Source organism: Pantoea sp. paga (assembly GCF_007558755.1).
Lineage (GTDB): Bacteria > Pseudomonadota > Gammaproteobacteria > Enterobacterales > Enterobacteriaceae > Pantoea > Pantoea agglomerans.
Map to the genome: position 1 here is coordinate 212,161 of NZ_VLTF01000003.1, position 19,060 is coordinate 231,220.

Genomic DNA, 19,060 nt, shown 5'->3' on the forward strand with positions numbered 1-19,060 from the left:
AATAGCGGTTTGAGCTGTTCTCCTGCTAACCTGGCTATAGATCGTTTTTCTTCCCGGCATTTTATCCTGCACAACTGCCTGCGATTTTTCCAGTATGTCATTATGACCCTGAAGTTTTATTCCTCCTGTTCTGTATCAACTTTAACGTCTCTGGCAATCATCTCGCTGGTCGTCATAGAATAAACCGGAAAAAAATAAGCCAATTATACTGCCTGCACTTATCTCTCTGACCTGAAGTTAAAGGCAATAATATTCATCTCATGCCAGTTAGCTCTGAAGCGTCACTGCCTCAGATATTATCATTTCCTTTTTTGACACTATCTAATGCTTTTCATTAAATTCGTTAGTGAGAAAGGTTATCTGACTTGCAGTTATTAATGCTAATGCGCGTGGCGAAATAATGATTGCTGTGAGGGGGAAGGGAATGATCGTCACCATTAAGCGTTAATTAGCTCACACTTTATGAAAATATAAATTTCAGCACTACTCAATATCAAAAGGCAGTGATAGAGTGGCCCTGTTTTCAGCGAAGGGTTGTTACTGGACAACAGGCAAAACCTAAGCGTTCCACGATGTTTACCGTTGTGGAGCGCTTAGGTTTTTTTTTGCCTTAGATTTACTCTTTTTGGGCGCAGTATATTGATAATAAATAGAAATTTAATCGACTGGTTCAGGGTGGGTAAATTATGCATTTGATGACAGGAGACTTAACACTCTCTTGCGAGCTGTTACGCAATTAAAATTAAAGAACAGGTTGCTAAAATGAAAATTAAAAGCATGCTGTGCGCGAGTGCATTATTAATCTTTTCACCTTTATCGATAGCGCAGGAATGGAACGGAAAAGCATTAGGGTTCGAATCCCCTCCAGATCCTATTCTGGGTGAAATGTCTGGCCTGCGTAAAATGCTTAATGATAATGGGTTTGCCTATAACCTGGGCTACCTGAATGAAATTGGCTGGAATGGCGGCGGTGGATACAATCACGACTCACACGTTGCCTATATCGATCAGTTCGCATTAACGTTTAATCAGGATTTGTCGCGCTGGACGCATATTCCCGATGCGCGTATCGAAGCGAATATCGTAAACCGTAATCACAACGACGATCTGACCACCCGACGCGTGCAGGATCCTCGGGTGAATTTTAACGATCTCACACAGGAGAGCTGGGGTGGGCAATCTATTACCCGGCTGGGCTGGCTTACCTTTGCTCGCAGTTTCGATGAGCGGCGTATGACATGGCGTATCGGAATGATGAACAAGGTTCAGACATTCGATCAGATCATACCCTGTGACTTCCAGATGCTTTCGCAGTGTGGCGGAAAATCCGCTAACTCACTGACCTGGAACAACTGGAACGTGCACACGTGGGGAACCACGCTCGAATACCGGTTAACGCCGACTGTAACGTTAAAAGGCGGTGTAATGGAGCAGAATCCCGATGCTTCCAGTCGTCATCACGCCTGGAGTGGCTCCACCAGGGGCAGCAAAGGCGTATTGCTGCCGATGGAAATCGAAGCCCGCCCGGTCATTAACGGTCTGCCCGGTGCTTATAATCTGGGCGTGATATTCACCAACGCCCCGCAAACCGACCTCTATCGCGGTAAGTCTGGCGGCGCAGGGGCAAGTGACCCCAGCGGTTATGATCACCATAACCGAACATGGTTTCTTTACGCCGGTCTTAACCAGCAGTTGACGCAGCATCAGCATGACGCGAGTCGCGGATTAAGTACCTCCTTTAGCATGAGCCTGGCCGATCAGCGCACTAACTATATGCATTCGGTCTATGCGGCTTCGCTTCGCTATCGGGGTCTGTTTGACGCCCGTCCTGAGGACTGGATAGGCGTTGGCCTGACCTGGACGGATATGAGCAGTCAGTATGCGCGTAACCAGCGCTATATAAATATGAACAGGGGCGTTTCTGATTATAACGATGCTGCTTATCATCCTGTTCCTGGTCATTCGCTTAATGGTGAATTCTATTACCGATTCCGTCCCTTTTCCTGGCTGGAACTGCAACCCGGGCTTCAGTACTGGCATCGTCCAGCGGGTATCACCCATACGCAGGATGCCTGGGTGACTGAACTCAAAACGGTGGTTACTTTTTAAGTTAATAAGAGGATTTCGATCGCTGTCACGCTTTTTGCCCTGACAGATTGAGGTCACGACGAAAACTGATAGAGTGCCCGAACTGGATTGTTACTGCTTAGGCAGGCAAAACCTGACTTCTGGCCTCTGTCGGATGTCAGGTTTTTTTGTTTCTGGGGTTCCGATGAAAATCGCCAAAATTCTTAATAACAACGTGGTGATGGTTCAGGATGAGCAGGGACGCGAGCAGGTCGTGATGGGGCGTGGACTGGCCTTCCAGAAGCGTATCGGTGACAGTCTCAACGCGGCGCACATTGAAAAGGTATTCGCGCTGCAAAGTGATTTGCTGGTACGTCGGCTTGAGGAGTTGTTACACCAGATCCCTCCTGAAGTGATGACCACCTGCGACCGCATTATTGATCTTGCAACACAACGTCTGGGGAAATTGCAGGAGAGCCTGTATATCACGTTGACTGACCACTGCTACTTTGCCATTGAACGGCAGAATAAAGGCCTGGCGATTAAAAATGTGTTGCTGTGGGATATCAAACGCCTCTATCCCAAAGAGTTCGAACTGGGTCAGGAGGCCAGGGCTATCATTTTACGTCGTCTGAATGTCGAACTGGCTGAGGATGAAGCCGGTTTTATCGCGCTGCATCTGGTGACGGCGCAGCTCAATAATGAAATGCCGGAAGTGATGCATGTCACCCGGGTTATGCAGGAGATTCTGCAACTGGTGAAGTATCAATTGCAGCTGGAGTACAACGAATCGTCGCTGAGTTACCAGCGCTTTGTCACCCATCTGAAGTTTTTTGCTCAGCGGATGCTGACGCGTACCGTGGTAGACGATGATGATGTGTCGCTGCATGCAGCTGTAAAAGATAACTATCCCAAAGCCTGGAAATGTGCGGTGAAAATCGCGCAGCATCTGCAACAAAGCTATCAGCGTGAGCTGACCGCGGAAGAGATCATGTTTCTCGCCATTCATATCGAACGGGTAAGAAAAGAGGGGCAATAAGCTCCATAAACTGGATTGTTACTGCTCAACGCAGGCAAAACCTGAGCGCGGCCTCTGAAAGGAGGACGTTCTCAGGTTTTTTCATTTTTGGCTCAGTTAACTGATGTCCTCAGGCATCGGTTGTAAGGAAATCGAGATGGAATATCACACGCTGGCGCAGGATATCCTCAGCCATATCGGTGGCCGGGAGAACATCGTAAGTCTGGTTCATTGTGCCACCCGGTTGCGCTTCAAACTGAAAGACAACCATAAAGCCGATGCTGAAGGACTGAAGAAAAATCCGGGTGTCATTATGGTCGTTGAAAGCGGTGGGCAGTTTCAGGTAGTGATTGGCAACCACGTTCACGATGTCTGGGTGGCAGTACGTACTGAAGCGGGCCTGACTGACGAACCCTCTTCAGTGAAAGAAGAGGATGCGGTCGCGGGTAATCTTTTGAGCCGCCTGATCGACATTGTGTCCGGCATTTTTACCCCGTTTATTGGCGTTCTTGCCGCCTCCGGTATTCTTAAAGGTTTACTGGCGCTGGCCGTGGTCTGTGGCTGGCTTTCTGTTCAAAGTGGAACGTATAAAATCTGGTTTGCGGCAAGTGATGCCCTGTTTTTCTTCTTTCCACTGGTGCTGGGCTACACCGCGGGCAAAAAATTTGGCGGTAATCCCTTTATTACCATGGTCATTGGCGGGGCGCTGACCCATCCGACGATGATTGCAGCTTTTAATGCCAGCCAGCAATCCGTTGCCATGACGGACGCGTTTCTCGGCATTCCTGTGACCTGGTTTAATTACAGTGCGTCCGTTATCCCGATTATTCTCGCCGCGTGGGTAAGTTGCTGGCTGGAAAAGCAGAGCAGCCGGCGACTTCCGGCATCCATGAAAAACTTTTTTGCGCCACTGATCTGCCTGAGCGTCACTGTACCGCTGACCTTTCTGGTGATTGGCCCACTGGCCACGGGCTTAAGTCAGATGCTGGCGAACGGCTACCAGTGGATTTATGCGCTGGCACCCTGGCTGGCTGGCGCCGCACTGGGCGCGTTGTGGCAGGTCTGTGTGATTTTTGGTTTGCACTGGGGACTGGTGCCACTGATGATCAACAATCTTGCCGTACTGGGGCATGACTCAATGCTGCCCATGCTGTTGCCTGCTGTCATGGGCCAGGTTGGCGCGGCGCTGGGGGTGTTTCTGCGTAGTCGGGATGCGCGGCAGAAGATGCTGGCGGGTTCATCCGTGACAGCAGGGATCTTTGGTATCACTGAACCGGCCGTCTATGGCGTTAATCTGCCGCTGCGCCGTCCCTTTATCTTTGGCTGTGTGGCGGGCGCTATCGGCGGTGCTATTGTTGGCTTCAGTAGCACCCACGTTTATTCATTTGGCTTTGCCAACATTTTTACCATCGCCCAGATGATCCCCTCTGGCGGTGTTGATTCCACGTTATGGGGCGGTATTGCCGGGACGCTAGTGGCGTTGATACTGAGTTGCGGCATGACGCTGGTAGCGGGTATGCCCCGAAACACGACGCCAGACGCAGCGAGCCCGGTCACTCCTGGCGAAGATGACATTCTGTCACCGATGACAGGCACCGTACTGGCGCTTGATCAGATTCCCGATCCAACCTTCGCCAGCGGCCTGCTGGGACAGGGCGCAGCCATCATTCCTTCCGACAACAAAGTCATTGCGCCCTTCGCGGGTGAAGTTGCCTCCCTGTTTCAGACCCGACACGCCATAGGACTGCTGAGTCACAGCGGGGTTGAGCTGTTGATCCATGTGGGTATCGATACCGTCCGTCTCGGCGGCAAACCTTTCACGGCACATGTAAAAGTGGGCGACACGTTCAGTGCCGGCGATCTGCTGCTGGAGTTTGATCGTCAGGCCATTCTTGATGCCGGATATGACCTGGCAACACCGATCATTATCACTAACAGCGATGAGTATCCTGAGGTGATGACTGTAGCAGGGACCGCGGTCACTGCAGGTACGCCTTTACTCAGCGTCACTCGTCAATAAAAGGAGAACAGGATGAAAACTTTCCCGGATTCATTTTTATGGGGCGGTGCTGTTGCCGCTAATCAGGTTGAAGGCGCATGGCGTGAAGAGGGCAAAGGCCTCTCAACCTCCGACGTTCAGCCACAGGGAATCTTTGGCCCGGTATCGGAGCGCGTTGAGGGCAGCAAAAGCCTCAAAGATATCGCGATCGACTTTTACCACCGCTACCCGGACGATATCAGGCTGTTTGCAGAGATGGGGTTCAGCTGTCTGCGGGTTTCAATCGCCTGGACGCGCATATTCCCGAACGGTGACGAGCAACAGCCCAACGAGGCTGGTCTGGCCTTTTATGACCGGTTATTCGATGAGCTTGCCACACATCACATCACTCCACTTGTTACGTTGTCACATTATGAGATGCCCTGGAACCTGGTGAAGCAATATGGTGGCTGGGGTAACCGTCAGGTGATTGGCTTCTTTGAGCATTATGCCCGCACGGTGTTTGCCCGCTACAGGAAGAAAGTCAGACTCTGGCTGACCTTTAACGAAATTAACATGTCTCTGCATGCGCCGATGACCGGCGTGGGTCTGCCGGAAACCAGCAGCAAAGGTGAGGTGTATCAGGCGATTCATCATCAACTGGTCGCCAGTGCGCTGGCGGTGAAAGCCTGCCGCGAGATTAACCCGGACGCCAGCATTGGCAATATGCTGCTGGGAGGGCTGGTCTATCCACTCAGTTGTAAGCCTGATGATGTGCTGGAAGCGCTGCAGGAGAACCGGAAATGGCAATTTTTTGGCGATGTTCAGTGCCGTGGTGTTTATCCGGGCTATATGTTGCGGTTCTTTCGTGAGAATAATATTCAGCTGGATATCACGGATGCCGATCGTCAGATACTTCAGTCGACCGTCGATTTTATCTCGTTCAGCTATTACATGTCCGGCTGCGTGACCGCCGATGAGGCGCTGAATCAGCAGATGCGGGGTAACATTCTGAGCATGGTGCCCAATCCTCATCTGCAGAGTTCTGAATGGGGCTGGCAGATTGACCCGGTGGGCCTGCGGACCTTGCTGAATCTGCTGTGGGATCGTTATCAGAAGCCGCTGTTTATTGTTGAGAATGGACTGGGCGCCAAAGACATACCGGATGCAGCTGGCGTCGTGCAGGATGACTATCGCATCAGCTACCTCAACGATCACCTGGTTCAGGTGCGTGAGGCCATTGACGATGGCGTGGAGGTCATGGGTTATACCAGCTGGGGGCCTATCGATCTTGTCAGCGCATCAAAAGCCGAATTGTCTAAACGTTACGGTTTTATTTATGTTGACCGTGATGACAGTGGGGAAGGTTCGCTGGCCCGCAGCCGTAAGAAAAGCTTTTACTGGTATAAAGAGGTCATTGCGACCAACGGTGCTTCACTTAAAAAGTAATTTCCGCGCTCGGGAGTACATCGCGGCGACAGTGATGTACTCCCGGTCAGCAGTCAAAACAGCCCGGCTCAGGGCGTCTCGCGGTTGTTAACCTGATAGCGGGTACTCCTGCCTCCGCCTTCGAGCCGGTAAAGGCAGCCTTTTTCAACCAGATCGGCCAGATGACGGGTCGCGGTTGCTTTACTCACTTTGGCGACCTTCTGATACTGGCTGGCGCTGATCCCCAGTTCGAAACCCTGCTCGCCACCATCCAGCAGCCGGTTCAGCACTTTCACCTGTTCCGGACTCAACCCCATCCCCTGATGCCGCAGCCAGAAACGCGCTTTCATCTGAGTGCGATCGATGACGTTCATCGCCTGTTGCAGACTCTCATCCAGGATATCAAGAAACCACACCAGCCAGTGGGTGATATCCAGGCCGCCTTTCTGCGTCTGCTCAAGGATGCGGTAATAACCGGCACGCTGCGTCAGAATGGCGGGTGACATGGCATACAGCCGGATGCTCTGACTGTCGGCCTGCGCCAGCGCCAGATCGGTTAACGCACGCGTGATACGACCATTGCCATCATCAAAAGGGTGCAGGGTGACAAACCAGAGATGGCAGATGGCGGCGCGCAGTAACGGGTCCAGCATCACATCATGCTGACTGCTGTTGAACCACTCAATAAACTGGTTCAGTTGCGGCTCCAGCCCCTGTCGCGGCGGCGCTTCAAAATGCACCGTGGGACGATCGATGCGACCTGAGATGACCTGCATCGGCTCACTGCCGCGCAGCGTGCCGACGCTCAGGCGCTGCACCGTCCACTCATCGGCGGGGAAAAGCCAGCGGTGCCACTGACAGAGACGCTCAGGCGTCAGCGGCTGGCTGCGGTTATTGATGGCATCGAGCATCATGGCGGCCAGGCCTTCTGAACGATCAGAGACCGGATAGGGTTGCTCTTCCGTCACGCCTAACCGACGCGCCAGCGATGAGCGGACCGATTGCACGTTGACCCGCTCCTCTTCAATCGCGGAAGAGGAGAGGATATTACTCAGCAGGGTATCCAGCGTCTGGGTTTCACTGTCTGAATGCAGGCTGGCACGTCCCAGCAGCAATCCGCGCTGCTGCTGCAGATGGCGCAGGCGCGGTAACAGCACGGCGTCCTGCCACTGAAAATGGGGCCAGTCCGGCTGTTGCCAGATCCAGGTAACACTCATAATCGGCTCACGCTAAGGATGGATGAGCCGAATAAAAGAGGCTATTCGGCTCACGGAATGAGTCGATAATAGCGAATATTTGGCTCACAGGCCAACCCGGCGGAAGTGAGGGCAAAAAAAAGGACCCGAAGGTCCTGTTTGCTTAGCGGGAGAACTGCATAAAGGTGTCTGAATAGTAGTGAACGATCCAGGCGACATATGCCAGCCAGACAACCATCCCAACAGCTAATCCTGATTTACCGATCATTGTTCTATCTCCACTGCGATAAGGGGGCTACAGCAACTGTTGACATAAACTGACAGTAATAGCGTCCGGCAATATTGTTGCAGATCAAAAAAAGGCCGTTCATTCGCAGCGCCATTTTCCCTTTGCGATCAACTTCCCGTAATCACGCACTCTGAGACCCCTGTCACGGCGAGATCACGCCCATTAAAGTTCAAAAAAACGCCGCCGATAGATGATCTCAGGAGCACCATAATCACAAGGAGGTATTGAGGCGGGTAAATTTCAGGGGAATCACTATGGCAAGTCAGGTAACACATAAGAAAAAAATGAGTACCCGTGCGCAGATGTTAATCATGGGGGGTTTAACGATAGTGCTGGGATTTACCGTGACTATCGGGGTTCTCAGCTGGCAGTCAGGTAAAGAACAGAAAGAACTGGCCGAACAATATCTGCAGCAGATTGCGCAGAGCCGTGCTTTACAGGTGCAGCAGGAACTGAGTCATGCCCGCGACGTTGCCAGTCTTCTCGGTCAAAGTCTGATCGCGTTACCTCGCGCCGGTATTACCGATCGCAAAGCGGCTGATAAGGTGATGGAATATGCGCTGCGCGCTAATCCAGACTATCTTTCGATGTCAGTCATATTTGAACAAAATGCATTTGATGGCCGGGATGCGGATTTTGCTTCACAGCCAGGTCAGGCCCCACAAGGGCGTTATGCCTTTTTTGTGGATCGTGACGCGGCAGGAAAATACGCGATGCATCCGCTGCTCTCCTATCTTACGCCGGGCCAGGGCGATTACTATCTGGTCCCGCAGAAATCACAAAAAGACACGCTCACCGAACCGTACAGTTATGCTTATAACGGCGTGCCGACCCTGCTCACCTCCGTCGCCGCCGCGATTATCGATCAGGGCACCTTAAAAGCGATTGTTACCTCTGACATTTCACTGGCATCACTGCAACAGAAAGTGAATCAGATCAAACCCTGGCAGGGCAACGGCTATGCGCTGTTGCTTTCGGGTGCCGGGAATGTCGTCTCCTCGCCGATTAAAGATGAAGCCGGAAAACCCTGGAAAGGCGAAAAAGATGGTTTTACGTCGAAAGTCGTACAGCATTTTGATGCTGTGCTGGGTGAAGACGCTTTGGTCACCTGGCAGCCGGTGGTGATTGGTAACAGCGACAAACCCTGGTATCTCGGCGTCGTGGCGCCGGTCAGTCAGGTGATGGCCGCCTCCACCCGACAGCTGATGTGGGCGGTGATCCTGATGGTTGTGAGCATTCTGCTGGTCGGCGCGGTGCTGGGCATGCTGTTCAGCCGTAAAGTGCTGCGTCCGATTGGCGGCGAGCCGGTTGAAGCGGCGCATATTGCGCTGGCCGTTGCCGATGGCAAACTGGATAACCGGATCGCGGTGAAAAGCGGTGATAGCAGCAGCCTGTTCTTTGCGCTTCACACCATGCAAAGTCAGCTCCGGCAGATTGTCGGGCAGATTAAAGATTCCAGTGAATCGGTACGCCAGGGAGCGGGCGAAATTGCCAGTGGCAACCTCAATCTGGCGTCCCGCACCGAACAACAGGCCGCCGCGCTGGAGCAGACCGCAGCCAGCATGGAGCAGATCAGCGCCACGATTCGGCTGAATGCCGATAACGCGCAGCAGGCGACCAGCCTGACTGAAAACGCTACCCACATCGCCAGTCGTGGTGCCTCGCTGGTGGGTGAGGTGGTGCAGACCATGGCGCAGATCGATGACAGTTCGAAAAAGATCGGCGACATTACCACCATGATCAACAGCATTGCCTTCCAGACCAATATTCTGGCGCTGAACGCGGCGGTGGAGGCTGCACGTGCCGGTGAGCAGGGACGCGGTTTTGCCGTGGTGGCTTCTGAAGTGCGTAATCTGGCCCAGCGCAGCGCGAACGCGGTGAAAGAGATCGGCGCACTGATTGAAGAGTCGAGCGTGCGGGTCGAGAGCGGCGTCCGGCTGGTGAACGATGCCGGTAAAACCATGCAGGAGATGATGCAGGCGGTAAATTCGGTGCAGGGCATTATCGGTGAGATTGTCACAGCATCAAGCGAACAGGCGCGTGGCATCAGCCAGGTAACGATTGCCGTCAATGAAATGGATGGTGTCACCCAGCAGAACGCCGCGCTGGTGCAGCAGATGTCGGCTGCCGCCAGTTCGCTGGAGGATCAGGCGCAGCAGCTGTCACAGACGGTGGAGCAGTTTCATCTGGCGTAAGGAGGCGGCTCAGGGAGCATACGCCTTACGCAAAGACGCAAAAGCGCCATCCGTGGCGGCTCAACGCGGGCCATCCCTGGCCCGCGATGCTTTGCTACAGGCGTTTGCTCCCATCGCTTAAAGCGGTTTTGCCGCCTGCATTCAGTGCTGACTTCAGATTAATCACTGCTCCGTCAGCCGCACACCGCTGCTGGCATCAAACAAGTGCATTTTATCCGGGTTAACGGTCACCGGCAGCGTGCCGCCAGGCACGGCATCGCTACGGCCGGTCAGTTGCATATGCAGCGGGAAACCCTGCCAGTTCAGATGTAGCAGGGTCGATTCGCCGGTGATCTCAACAATGTTGACCGCCGCCGGTTGCCCGCTGGCATCAAAAATCAGATCGTGGGGTCGTACGCCAAGCGTGACCGGCTGATCGGCCTGCTGCTGTGCCGCACTGTGCCAGCGACGCGGCAACGTCAGCCACTGCTCACCACAGCAGACGCCAGGCAGACCATCGCGTGTCTGGAAACGGGCATCCAGCAGATTCATTGGCGGTGAACCGATAAACCGCGCCACGAAGGTGTTTACCGGGCGGTCATAAATCGCCAGCGGCGCACCCTGTTGCACAATGACCCCTTCTTTCATCACCACAATCTGATCCGCCAGCGTCATCGCCTCAACCTGATCGTGGGTAACATAGACCATGGTGGTTTTGAAACGCTGATGCAGCGACTTAATCTCGGCCCGCAGCTCCATGCGTAACTGCGCATCAAGATTTGAGAGCGGCTCATCAAACAGAAACACCTGCGGATTGCGCACCATGGCGCGGCCCATCGCCACGCGCTGCCGCTGTCCCCCTGACAACGCCCGGGGATAACGCTGCAGCAGCTGATCGATGCCGAGAATGCCGGCAATGCGGGCGATTTTGCTTTTTTGCTCCTCGCGCTTCACCTTTTTCACCTGCATGTGAAACGCCAGATTCTCCGCAACGGTGAGATGCGGATAGAGCGCATAGCTCTGAAACACCATGGCGATATCCCGGTCAGCAGGATCGAGATCGTTAATCTGTTTTTTATCCAGCATGATCGCCCCGTCAGAGACGGTATCCAGACCGGCAAGCAGCCGCAGCAGGGTTGATTTGCCGCAGCCGGAGGGGCCGACCAGCACAGTGAAACTGCCATCAGGGATGGTTAAATCCAGCGGGTGCAGCACGCTCTGTTTACCGTAGCGCTTCGCCACCTGTACAAGTTCAACACTGGCCATGTTCAGCGCACCTCATTTGATAGTTGGAGTTGTTGCCAGCTGGGATAGCGGCGCGGAGAGCTGCTTATCGCCTGTGATGCCACCTCAATGCCCCAGCGCAGCGCCGTGTGCGATGGCTGGTGATAGAGCAGTGCAGTAAGAAAACCGGCATTAAAACTGTCACCGGCCCCAATGGTATCTACCACCGTCACCGGCTGGGCAGCAGCATACTGCACAGAGGCGGCAGACCAGAGACGTGCGCCCTCTGCGCCACACTTAATCACACAGCCGCCACGACCACTGAGCCGGGCCGCCAGCTGTTTACCGCTTTGATCCAGCAGTTCTGCGCCCGATAAGCCCAGCGCTTCCACCTCGTTCAGCAGCAGCCAGTCACAGTCCGCTAACCAGTTGCCAATCTGTAAGCGAAGCCCATCGCTCCAGCCCGCAGGCGGCCAGCCGGTATCCACGGCGACACAGAAGCCACGCTGTTGCAGCGCGGCCAGCAGCGCCGGGTAGTGATCATAGAGTTCCAGACAGAGAAAGGTGCCGCACAGCAGGACGATGTCGCCCGGCGTCGCCTGCGACGGCAACTGGGCCAGCACATCGTCCGCGGTCAGCACGGTAATATGGCCGTGATTGCTGAGAAAGGAGCGTTCGTTATCGTGATGGGTCACGCCTACCGTCAGCGAGGTTTCACAGGCATAGCGCGGCCAGTATGCAGCGCTATGAGGAAAGTGACTGGCGAGCCAGTGACTGAAGCCATCGTCGCCCTGATTGGCAATGGCCCGATGCGGCACCTGCATCGCCTCCAGCGCCAGCGCACAGTTACCCGCTGACCCGCCGGGACGTAACTCGCTGTGCTGTAGCATCACTTCCGTGCCGCGCTGCGGCCAGTCGCTGAGCGTACTCATGATTAAATCAACATTTATATTGCCCACCACATAGAGGGTGGGCGTGAGGGTAGTGACCATAGTTATCCCTTACTTCCGCCGCTGGTGAGACCGCTGACCAGCGTCTTCTGCAACCAGATGGCAATAAACAGTGGCGGCACCGAAGCCAGAATGCCGATTGCCGCAATCAGCCCGTCATCGGTCGCGCGTCCGGCGGTAAAACCGGCAATGGCGACCGGCAGGGTCTGTGCCGAAATATTGCTGGTGAACAGCAGCGCGTAGAAAAACTCATCCCAGGCGAGCAGCCAGCCGAACAGCGCGGCAGCGCCCAGTACCGGTTTCGCCAGCGGCAGCGTGATGCGCAGCAGAACCTGCCAGAAGCGCAGGCCATCCAGCCGTGCCGCCTGTTCGATATCACGCGGCAGCGAGTCGAACTGGTTCTTCAGCATCCAGGTCAGAAACGGCAGGATCAGTGAACAGTAGACCATCACCAGGCCGGGACGGGTGTTGAGCAGCCCCAGTTGTTGCAGCAGAAAGTAGAGCGGCAGCACAAACGCCACGGGCGGCACCATATAGATCGCCAGAGCGCCGGACAGCCAGGCATCGCGACCGCTGTAGCGTGAAAAGCTGAACGCCGCAGGTATCGCCAGCAGCAGCGAGATCGCTGTGGCCACCGTCGCCACCAGCAAACTATTGCCCAGCGCGTGCAGAAAAACGTTGCCGGGCTGATTCGGTGCCAGCGAAACCAGCCCCTGATAGCGACTGAAATCCCACTGACGCGGCAGCCACTCCAGCGGCACGCGGGAGAGATCGCTGGCAGAACTGACACTCATCAGAAACAGCCAGCCCATCGGAGCCAGGATGCTGACGGCGACCAGCAGCGCAGCCCCGTAACGCAGCACCCGTCTCAGTTTAGTTTTCATAAGCGGTACTCCGGCGGCGCTGATGCCATAACATCAGCAGATAGAGCGTGATTAGCAGGGCGCACATCAGGGTCATCAGTATCGCGTAGGCGGCACCGCTGCCGGCACGCAGATAGCTGAACGACTCCTGATAAACGAAAAAGCTCAGGGTTTTGGTGCTGTCCACCGGCCCGCCGCGCGTCATCACATAGATGATGTCGAAGATTTTAAAGGCATCAATGGTGCGTAACACCAGCGCGACGCCGAGCGGAGCAACAATCGCCGGGAAGGTAATCGCCCGGAAACGCCGCCAGGCGGAGGCACCGTCCAGTCGTGCCGCTTCAAACAGATCCTCGGGGATCGACTGCAGCGCCGCCAGCACCAGCAGGGTGACCAGTGGATAGTTTTTCCAGATATCCGCGAACATCACCGCATTGAGCGCCGCCTCCGGCGATCCCAGCCAGCTACGATAGCCGTCAATGATGCCGAGCTGGCTGAGCAGGGCATTGATGCTGCCGTAGTCAGGGTTGAAGTTGAGCCGCCACATCATGGCATTGACGATGGTCGGCAGCGCCCACGGCAGAATTACCAGTACACGCAAAACGTTGCGCCCGATGAATTTCTGATTCAGCAGCAGCGCCACCAGCACGCCGATAATCCCTTCAACGGTGACAGACACAAGGGTGAAATAGAGTGTGCGCCAGATCGACGCCCGAAAGTCGGGATCGCTAAGCGCATAGAGATAGTTTTCCAGCCCAATCCAGGCAGGCGTTTCACCACTGCCAATCAGCGCAGCATCGGTAAAGCTGAGCCAGATGGTACGCAGCAGAGGCCAGGCGGTTAACAACAGCATTACCAGCAACATGGGTGCCAGCAGCACCCATGCCTGACGCTGTTCGCGTTGACGCAAACTCAGCATCATGACTCCTTAACGCAGCCGGGCGGCGCTTTTATCAACCGTCGCCATCGCGTCCTGCGCCGGGGCTTTACTCAGCAATACCTGCTGTAACTGCTGTTGCAGCTGGTTCGACAGACGGGAATAGTCTGCGGTCTCCGGACGTGACAGCATCACGTTTAGTGATTTGTCCGCCGCGGCAATCAGGCTCTCCTGATCCTTTTTCACTGCTTCATCCTGATAAGAGGATTTCCAGATTGGCAGGCTGAGCTTCGCATACTGATTCTGTACCGGCTGTGAGGTCATGTACTGAATGTACTGCCACGCCTCGTTGGCATGGGTGCTGCCTTTGGTGATCCCCAGGCCCATTGAGCCGTTCACCGCCCCGACTTTACCAGGTGCATCGCCAGGCGCAGGCATGATCCCAACATCGCCCGCCACTTTGCTCTGCTTCGGATCGTTGGCCATGTTGTACATGTAGGTCCAGTTCAGCGCGAAAGCCGCATCGCCATTAGAAAACGATTTACGTACATCCTCTTCCAGATATTCACGCGACGCCGGGTTACTCAGACCCTCATCAAGCGAGCTTTTCATCAGGTTAAGCGCCTTGAGTGAAGCCGGGCCGGAGAAGTTAAGCTTGCCGTTCTGGTAGAACTGACCACCAAAGCCTGAAACAAGCGTGGTGTAGTCACACACCAGTGCCTCAGCCTGGGACCAGCTCCAGACCAGTGGCCAGGTGACAATCTTTTTATCCTTGATGATCTTCGCGTCATCCAGCACCTGCTGCCAGGTCTGAGGCGGCGTGGTGATGCCCGCTTTAGCCAGCATCGCTTTGTTGTAGTAAAGGTATTTGGTGTCGAGGATCCACGGCATACCCAGCGTTTTGCCTTTGTAAACCACGGTGTTCATCGCGCCCGGGAAGACCTTCTCTTTATCCTGTGGCGTAATGCGTGCGCTGACATCCTGCAGCAGATCGAAACGGGCGAATTCCGCTGGCCAGATGGCATCGAACAGCACCACATCATAGCCATTGCCGCCTGCGCCACGCGCCGCCACAATCTTGTCGTGCAGGGCCTCATAAGGAACAAACTCCAGATTGACGCTGACATCCGGGTGCTGCTTCTGAAAATTTTGCGTCATCGCGCGGATATCATTTTCGCTGTAAGCCGCCTGGGTCATAAACAGGGCATTAATCTGGCTGGCCGCCGCCGCGCTGCCTGCGCTTAACATCAGTAAGGCGGCAAAACCGGCTTTTAGTTGGGGTAGGTAACGTTGTGACATGGTCTTCTCCACTGTGCAGCAACAGGCTGTCGGTTAATTAAATCAATTTGATTGATTTAATCGGGGGCGTAATTTTGGTCAGTGGGTGAACTGACCTGTCTGAATCTAAGCAAACGGCGTGCCAGAACGCCGGAGGGCATAGCAACATAGCCGTAACAACGCTGAAACTCAGACTGCGCTTTTATGGCAAAATTGCCTATCCTGATGCGCGAGAATTGCGTGCAGCATCAAAGATATTGTTTGCCCGAATGCTTTCGGAGACCAATACTGTCGGGTCCCGCTGAAATGGAAAACAACATGAAAACCTCGGGTACCAACCTTGAACATGCGCGGGCGCACAACCGACGTGTGGTGATTGAAGCCATTCGCCTGCACGGTGAACTGACCCGTGCCGAACTGGCCCGCATGACGGCGCTGACGCCGCAGACCGTCTCGAATATCGTGGCGGAACTGGAACAGGCCGAACTGCTGACCAGCCGCCAGCCACGCCGCAGCGGGCGTGGTCAGCCCTCAATTCCGGTTACGCTCAATCCCACCAGTGCCTGGTCGATCGGCATTCATCTTGATCACCAGACGCTGCTGCTGGTTCTGGTCGATCTCAGTGGTGAAGTGCATTTCCGCCGCCTCGTTCTGGTGCAAAAGCCTCAGCCTGCTGCCACCCTGGCGTGCATTGCCAGCGTGCTGGAGGAGATGCGCGCCTTCCTGGGTACTCAGTGGCAAAAAGTGCTGGGGATTGGCGTGGTGATGCCAGGGCCTTTTGGTGTGGAGGGCATTTCATCAGTGGGGCCGACCACGCTGAACGGCTGGGAGCAGGTCGATATCGAGGCTGAACTCGCCACCATTAGTGGTCTGCCGGTGACGTTGGAAAATGATGCTACGGTCGCCGCCATCGGCGAACGCTTTCACGGCACAGCGCGCCACCTGAACTCCTTTATCTATCTCTATATCGGCACCGGCCTGGGCGCGGGGATCTTCACCGATGGCCATATCTATACCGGCCACGCCCATAATGCGGGCGAAATCGGACACATTGTGGTGGAGCCGGGCGGTCGCGACTGCTACTGCGGAAATCAGGGCTGTCTGGAGCGTTACGTCTCGCTGCAGGCCGCCTATGAATTCTGCGGTCTCGATCCGATGCGGGCGCTGCCCGAAGATCTGTTGCAGATTGAACCCGCGCGTTTTACCGCATGGATTGAAAATGTGACGACGCCGTTGCGTCAGGCGATCAATATTCTGGAGTCGGTGTTTGATGCCGAGGCGGTGATTATTGGCGGGATGATGCCTGCGCCGCTGCTGGAGCAGATGGTACAGCGATTGCCACCGCTTTATCAGTCGGTGCGCGGACGATATCTTAATGATATGCGACTAAAAATTGGCATGACCGGCAGCGATACAGCCGCTCTCGGCGCCGCCGCTTTACCGATTTTCGATGAATTTAATCCAAAGTTTCAGGTGCTGATGAAGTAGGCAGGGAAAAGGGCGCTGCTGCAGGCAACAGCGCCACAGGCATTAACCCGGGTAGATACCGCGATCTTTACGCGCCATCAGAATACGCTCACAGGCCACGATATAGGCCGCGGTGCGCAGCGAGCACGCTTTCTCCTTCGACTTTTCCCAGACGTGTACCATCGCTTCCGTCATGATCTTGTCTGAGCGACGATTGATCTCATCTTCGCTCCAGAAGAAGCTGGCCATGTCCTGAACCCACTCGAAGTAGCTGACGGTCACGCCACCGGCATTACAGACCACGTCCGGCACCACGATAATGCCGCGGGTGGCCAGCATGTCATCGGCATCCGGATAGGTCGGGCCGTTTGCGCCTTCCAGCACGATTTTGCAGCTCAGGACTTCAGCACGCTCACGGGTAATCTGACCTTCCAGCGCCGCCGGGATCAGAATATCCATCCCTGTGGTCCAGAACGCCTCTTTATCAATGCTCTGCGCGCCAGGGAAACCGGCAATCTGCTTATTGGCGATCTGCCATTCGCTCAGGGCAGCCATGTTGATGCCATCGGCATTAAACAGCGTCGCGGTGTGATCCTGAATCACTACCACACGAGCGCCCGCCTCATCAAACAGACGTGCCGCTTCGCTGCCAACGTTACCGAAGCCCTGAACCGCAACGCGTGCGCCTTCAATCTCAATACCTGCACGGCGTGCCACTTCGCGTCCGGTAATAAACACGCCGCGACCGGTGGCTTTTTCACGCCCCAGTGAACCGCCCAGATGAATCGGTTTGCCGGTGACGACGCCGGTAATCGTTGTGCCGTGGTTCATGGAGTAGGTGTCCATCATCCACGCCATCACTTTGCTGTTGGTCCCGACGTCTGGCGCAGGAATATCTTTTTGCGGCCCGATGATGATGCCGATCTCGCTGGTGTAACGGCGGGTCAGTCGCTCAAGTTCACCATCGGACAGTTTGAATGGATCAACGCGGATGCCGCCCTTAGCACCGCCATAAGGCAGGTTAACCGCCGCACATTTGATGGTCATCCATGCGGAGAGCGCCATCACTTCATTAAGGTCGACATCCGGATGGTAGCGAATACCGCCTTTACCTGGGCCGCGCGAAAGGTTGTGCTGAACGCGATAGCCTTCGAAATGGCGAATCGAGCCATCATCCATCTGGAGAGGAATATCAACAATCAACGCACGTTTTGGATGACGCAAAGTATCTATCCAACGTGAAAGGTCGCCCAGATAGGGCGCAACCCGGTCGATTTGCTGTAAATAGGTGGACCAGGCAGATGTGCTGCTTTCAGACGCATAAGATAACTTATCCATAAAAAACCTTTCTTAATGAAGTTATTTATTGTGTGGAGCCGTGGATGGAGAGCGCATTGCATTGCGCCGACATAATCTAACACTCCTGAAACAAATAAGATGTGGCATCAGCCATGCGACAACGCAGTAATGCCCTGTTTTAGGGCAGGGTGAGTGAATAGATTAGTATTGCTGACCCGTCACAGGCGAATAAAGATGCGCGTGAAGTGCGTATTTTCTGCATAGGACGGGAAATATCGCTATCTTTCAGATCTTTGAGGGCGTTCAAAAAGTTAAATAATTGATCGTCACCCTGTTGACTTTGCTGCACCAATTAAGTGCATGAGAATAAGTAATCAAAGGATTACATAAAGTAATGGATTGGATGTTAATAGCGCAGGCTAATCAGGTATTTAGAAAGGAGAATGGGTCAGGGCTGAGGAAGGGAGAATAACGGCCAGCGCAGTGGCTGGCCAGAATGAGTTTTACTGATGCAGAGCCTGTTCGGCTTCTTTCAGTTCCTGGCGTGCGTCAGCCAGTTTATCTTCGCGCTTCTGGATCTTGCTGGCGCTGCGTCCTTCTGCTTTCGTTTTCGCCAGTTCCTCTTCGCGTTCCTGTACCTTCAACTTTTTCTCTGCCACTTTTTCCTGACGCTGCTTTAGCAGACTGCTTTCGGTACAGTTCTGATTCACTTCGCTCAGCGCTTTTTCAAGGCCGGCAACCTGGTGGGTATTATTGTGCTGGCGGGCAAAAGAGAGCTGAGTCTCAATCTCCTGCTTTTTGGCTGCACAACCTGTCAGGTCAGAGGCCGCGTGCGCAGCAGTATAAGTCAGGGGTAACAGGAGAAGGCTGAAGGTCAGTAAGGTCTTTTTCATCTTAGTCTCGTCAATGAGTCAGGGTTGTGGCACCAGTATACGGAACCACCTTAAGAGAT

General features: G+C 54.6%; 14 protein-coding genes. 6 read left to right on the forward strand and 8 right to left on the reverse strand.

Features of this window, described 5'->3' with window-relative positions:
• The first annotated feature begins 762 nt into the window (after window positions 1-762).
• From FOV68_RS10875 to FOV68_RS10890, 4 genes are all read left to right on the forward strand, one after another.
• Window positions 763-2,109 (forward strand): carbohydrate porin, encoded by a 1,347-nt coding sequence (locus FOV68_RS10875; RefSeq protein WP_064702876.1) that lies wholly within the window; start codon window positions 763-765, stop codon window positions 2,107-2,109.
• Window positions 2,110-2,272: 163 nt separating this feature from the next.
• The gene (gene licT / locus FOV68_RS10880; RefSeq protein ID WP_031590710.1) at window positions 2,273-3,106 is read left to right on the forward strand and encodes a BglG family transcription antiterminator LicT; all 834 of its coding nucleotides are present in this window, start codon (window positions 2,273-2,275) and stop codon (window positions 3,104-3,106) included.
• Between the two features lie 136 nt (window positions 3,107-3,242).
• Window positions 3,243-5,105, forward strand: coding sequence for a PTS beta-glucoside transporter subunit IIABC (gene bglF / locus FOV68_RS10885; protein WP_143990828.1), 1,863 nt, complete (start codon window positions 3,243-3,245; stop codon window positions 5,103-5,105).
• A 12-nt stretch (window positions 5,106-5,117) separates the two neighbouring features.
• Window positions 5,118-6,512, forward strand: coding sequence for a glycoside hydrolase family 1 protein (locus FOV68_RS10890; protein WP_143990829.1), 1,395 nt, complete (start codon window positions 5,118-5,120; stop codon window positions 6,510-6,512).
• A gap of 68 nt (window positions 6,513-6,580) precedes the next feature.
• Here FOV68_RS10890 and FOV68_RS10895 read toward each other — a convergent pair whose 3' ends face one another.
• Window positions 6,581-7,708 (reverse strand): Fic family protein, encoded by a 1,128-nt coding sequence (locus FOV68_RS10895; protein ID WP_064702880.1) that lies wholly within the window; start codon window positions 7,706-7,708, stop codon window positions 6,581-6,583.
• A gap of 522 nt (window positions 7,709-8,230) precedes the next feature.
• Here FOV68_RS10895 and FOV68_RS10900 point away from each other — a divergent pair.
• A complete protein-coding gene (locus FOV68_RS10900; protein WP_143990830.1) occupies window positions 8,231-10,171 on the forward strand; it encodes a methyl-accepting chemotaxis protein in 1,941 nt (646 codons plus the stop codon).
• Window positions 10,172-10,333: 162 nt separating this feature from the next.
• On the opposite strand, the gene FOV68_RS10905 is transcribed toward FOV68_RS10900, so the two are convergent.
• The 5 genes from FOV68_RS10905 to FOV68_RS10925 are packed head-to-tail and all read right to left on the reverse strand — an operon-like array spanning window position 10,334 to window position 15,363.
• On the reverse strand, window positions 10,334-11,416 hold the full coding sequence (locus tag FOV68_RS10905) for an ABC transporter ATP-binding protein (protein WP_143990831.1): 1,083 nt from the start codon (window positions 11,414-11,416) through the stop codon (window positions 10,334-10,336).
• A 2-nt stretch (window positions 11,417-11,418) separates the two neighbouring features.
• Window positions 11,419-12,366 carry a carbohydrate kinase family protein gene (locus FOV68_RS10910; protein ID WP_143990832.1) on the reverse strand — a complete coding sequence of 316 codons (948 nt, stop codon included), beginning with the start codon at window positions 12,364-12,366 and terminating at the stop codon, window positions 11,419-11,421.
• 2 nt (window positions 12,367-12,368) lie between these two features.
• Window positions 12,369-13,208: a carbohydrate ABC transporter permease gene (locus FOV68_RS10915; protein ID WP_033760458.1), complete on the reverse strand. Its 840-nt coding sequence runs from the start codon at window positions 13,206-13,208 to the stop codon at window positions 12,369-12,371.
• Window positions 13,198-14,106 (reverse strand): carbohydrate ABC transporter permease, encoded by a 909-nt coding sequence (locus tag FOV68_RS10920; RefSeq protein ID WP_022624334.1) that lies wholly within the window; start codon window positions 14,104-14,106, stop codon window positions 13,198-13,200. Before FOV68_RS10920 ends, FOV68_RS10915 begins: the two co-directional genes overlap by 11 nt.
• Before the next feature lie 9 nt (window positions 14,107-14,115).
• Window positions 14,116-15,363: an extracellular solute-binding protein gene (locus FOV68_RS10925; protein ID WP_143990833.1), complete on the reverse strand. Its 1,248-nt coding sequence runs from the start codon at window positions 15,361-15,363 to the stop codon at window positions 14,116-14,118.
• Window positions 15,364-15,660: 297 nt separating this feature from the next.
• On the opposite strand from FOV68_RS10925, the gene FOV68_RS10930 reads away from it, so the two are divergent.
• A complete protein-coding gene (locus FOV68_RS10930) occupies window positions 15,661-16,830 on the forward strand; it encodes an ROK family transcriptional regulator (protein ID WP_039391599.1) in 1,170 nt (389 codons plus the stop codon).
• A 42-nt stretch (window positions 16,831-16,872) separates the two neighbouring features.
• On the opposite strand, the gene FOV68_RS10935 is transcribed toward FOV68_RS10930, so the two are convergent.
• Complete coding sequence (locus FOV68_RS10935; RefSeq protein WP_143789461.1) at window positions 16,873-18,147, reverse strand: Glu/Leu/Phe/Val dehydrogenase; 1,275 nt, start codon at window positions 18,145-18,147, stop codon at window positions 16,873-16,875.
• A gap of 464 nt (window positions 18,148-18,611) precedes the next feature.
• Complete coding sequence (locus FOV68_RS10940) at window positions 18,612-19,001, reverse strand: DUF1090 domain-containing protein (protein WP_069026743.1); 390 nt, start codon at window positions 18,999-19,001, stop codon at window positions 18,612-18,614.
• Window positions 19,002-19,060: the final 59 nt, after the last annotated feature.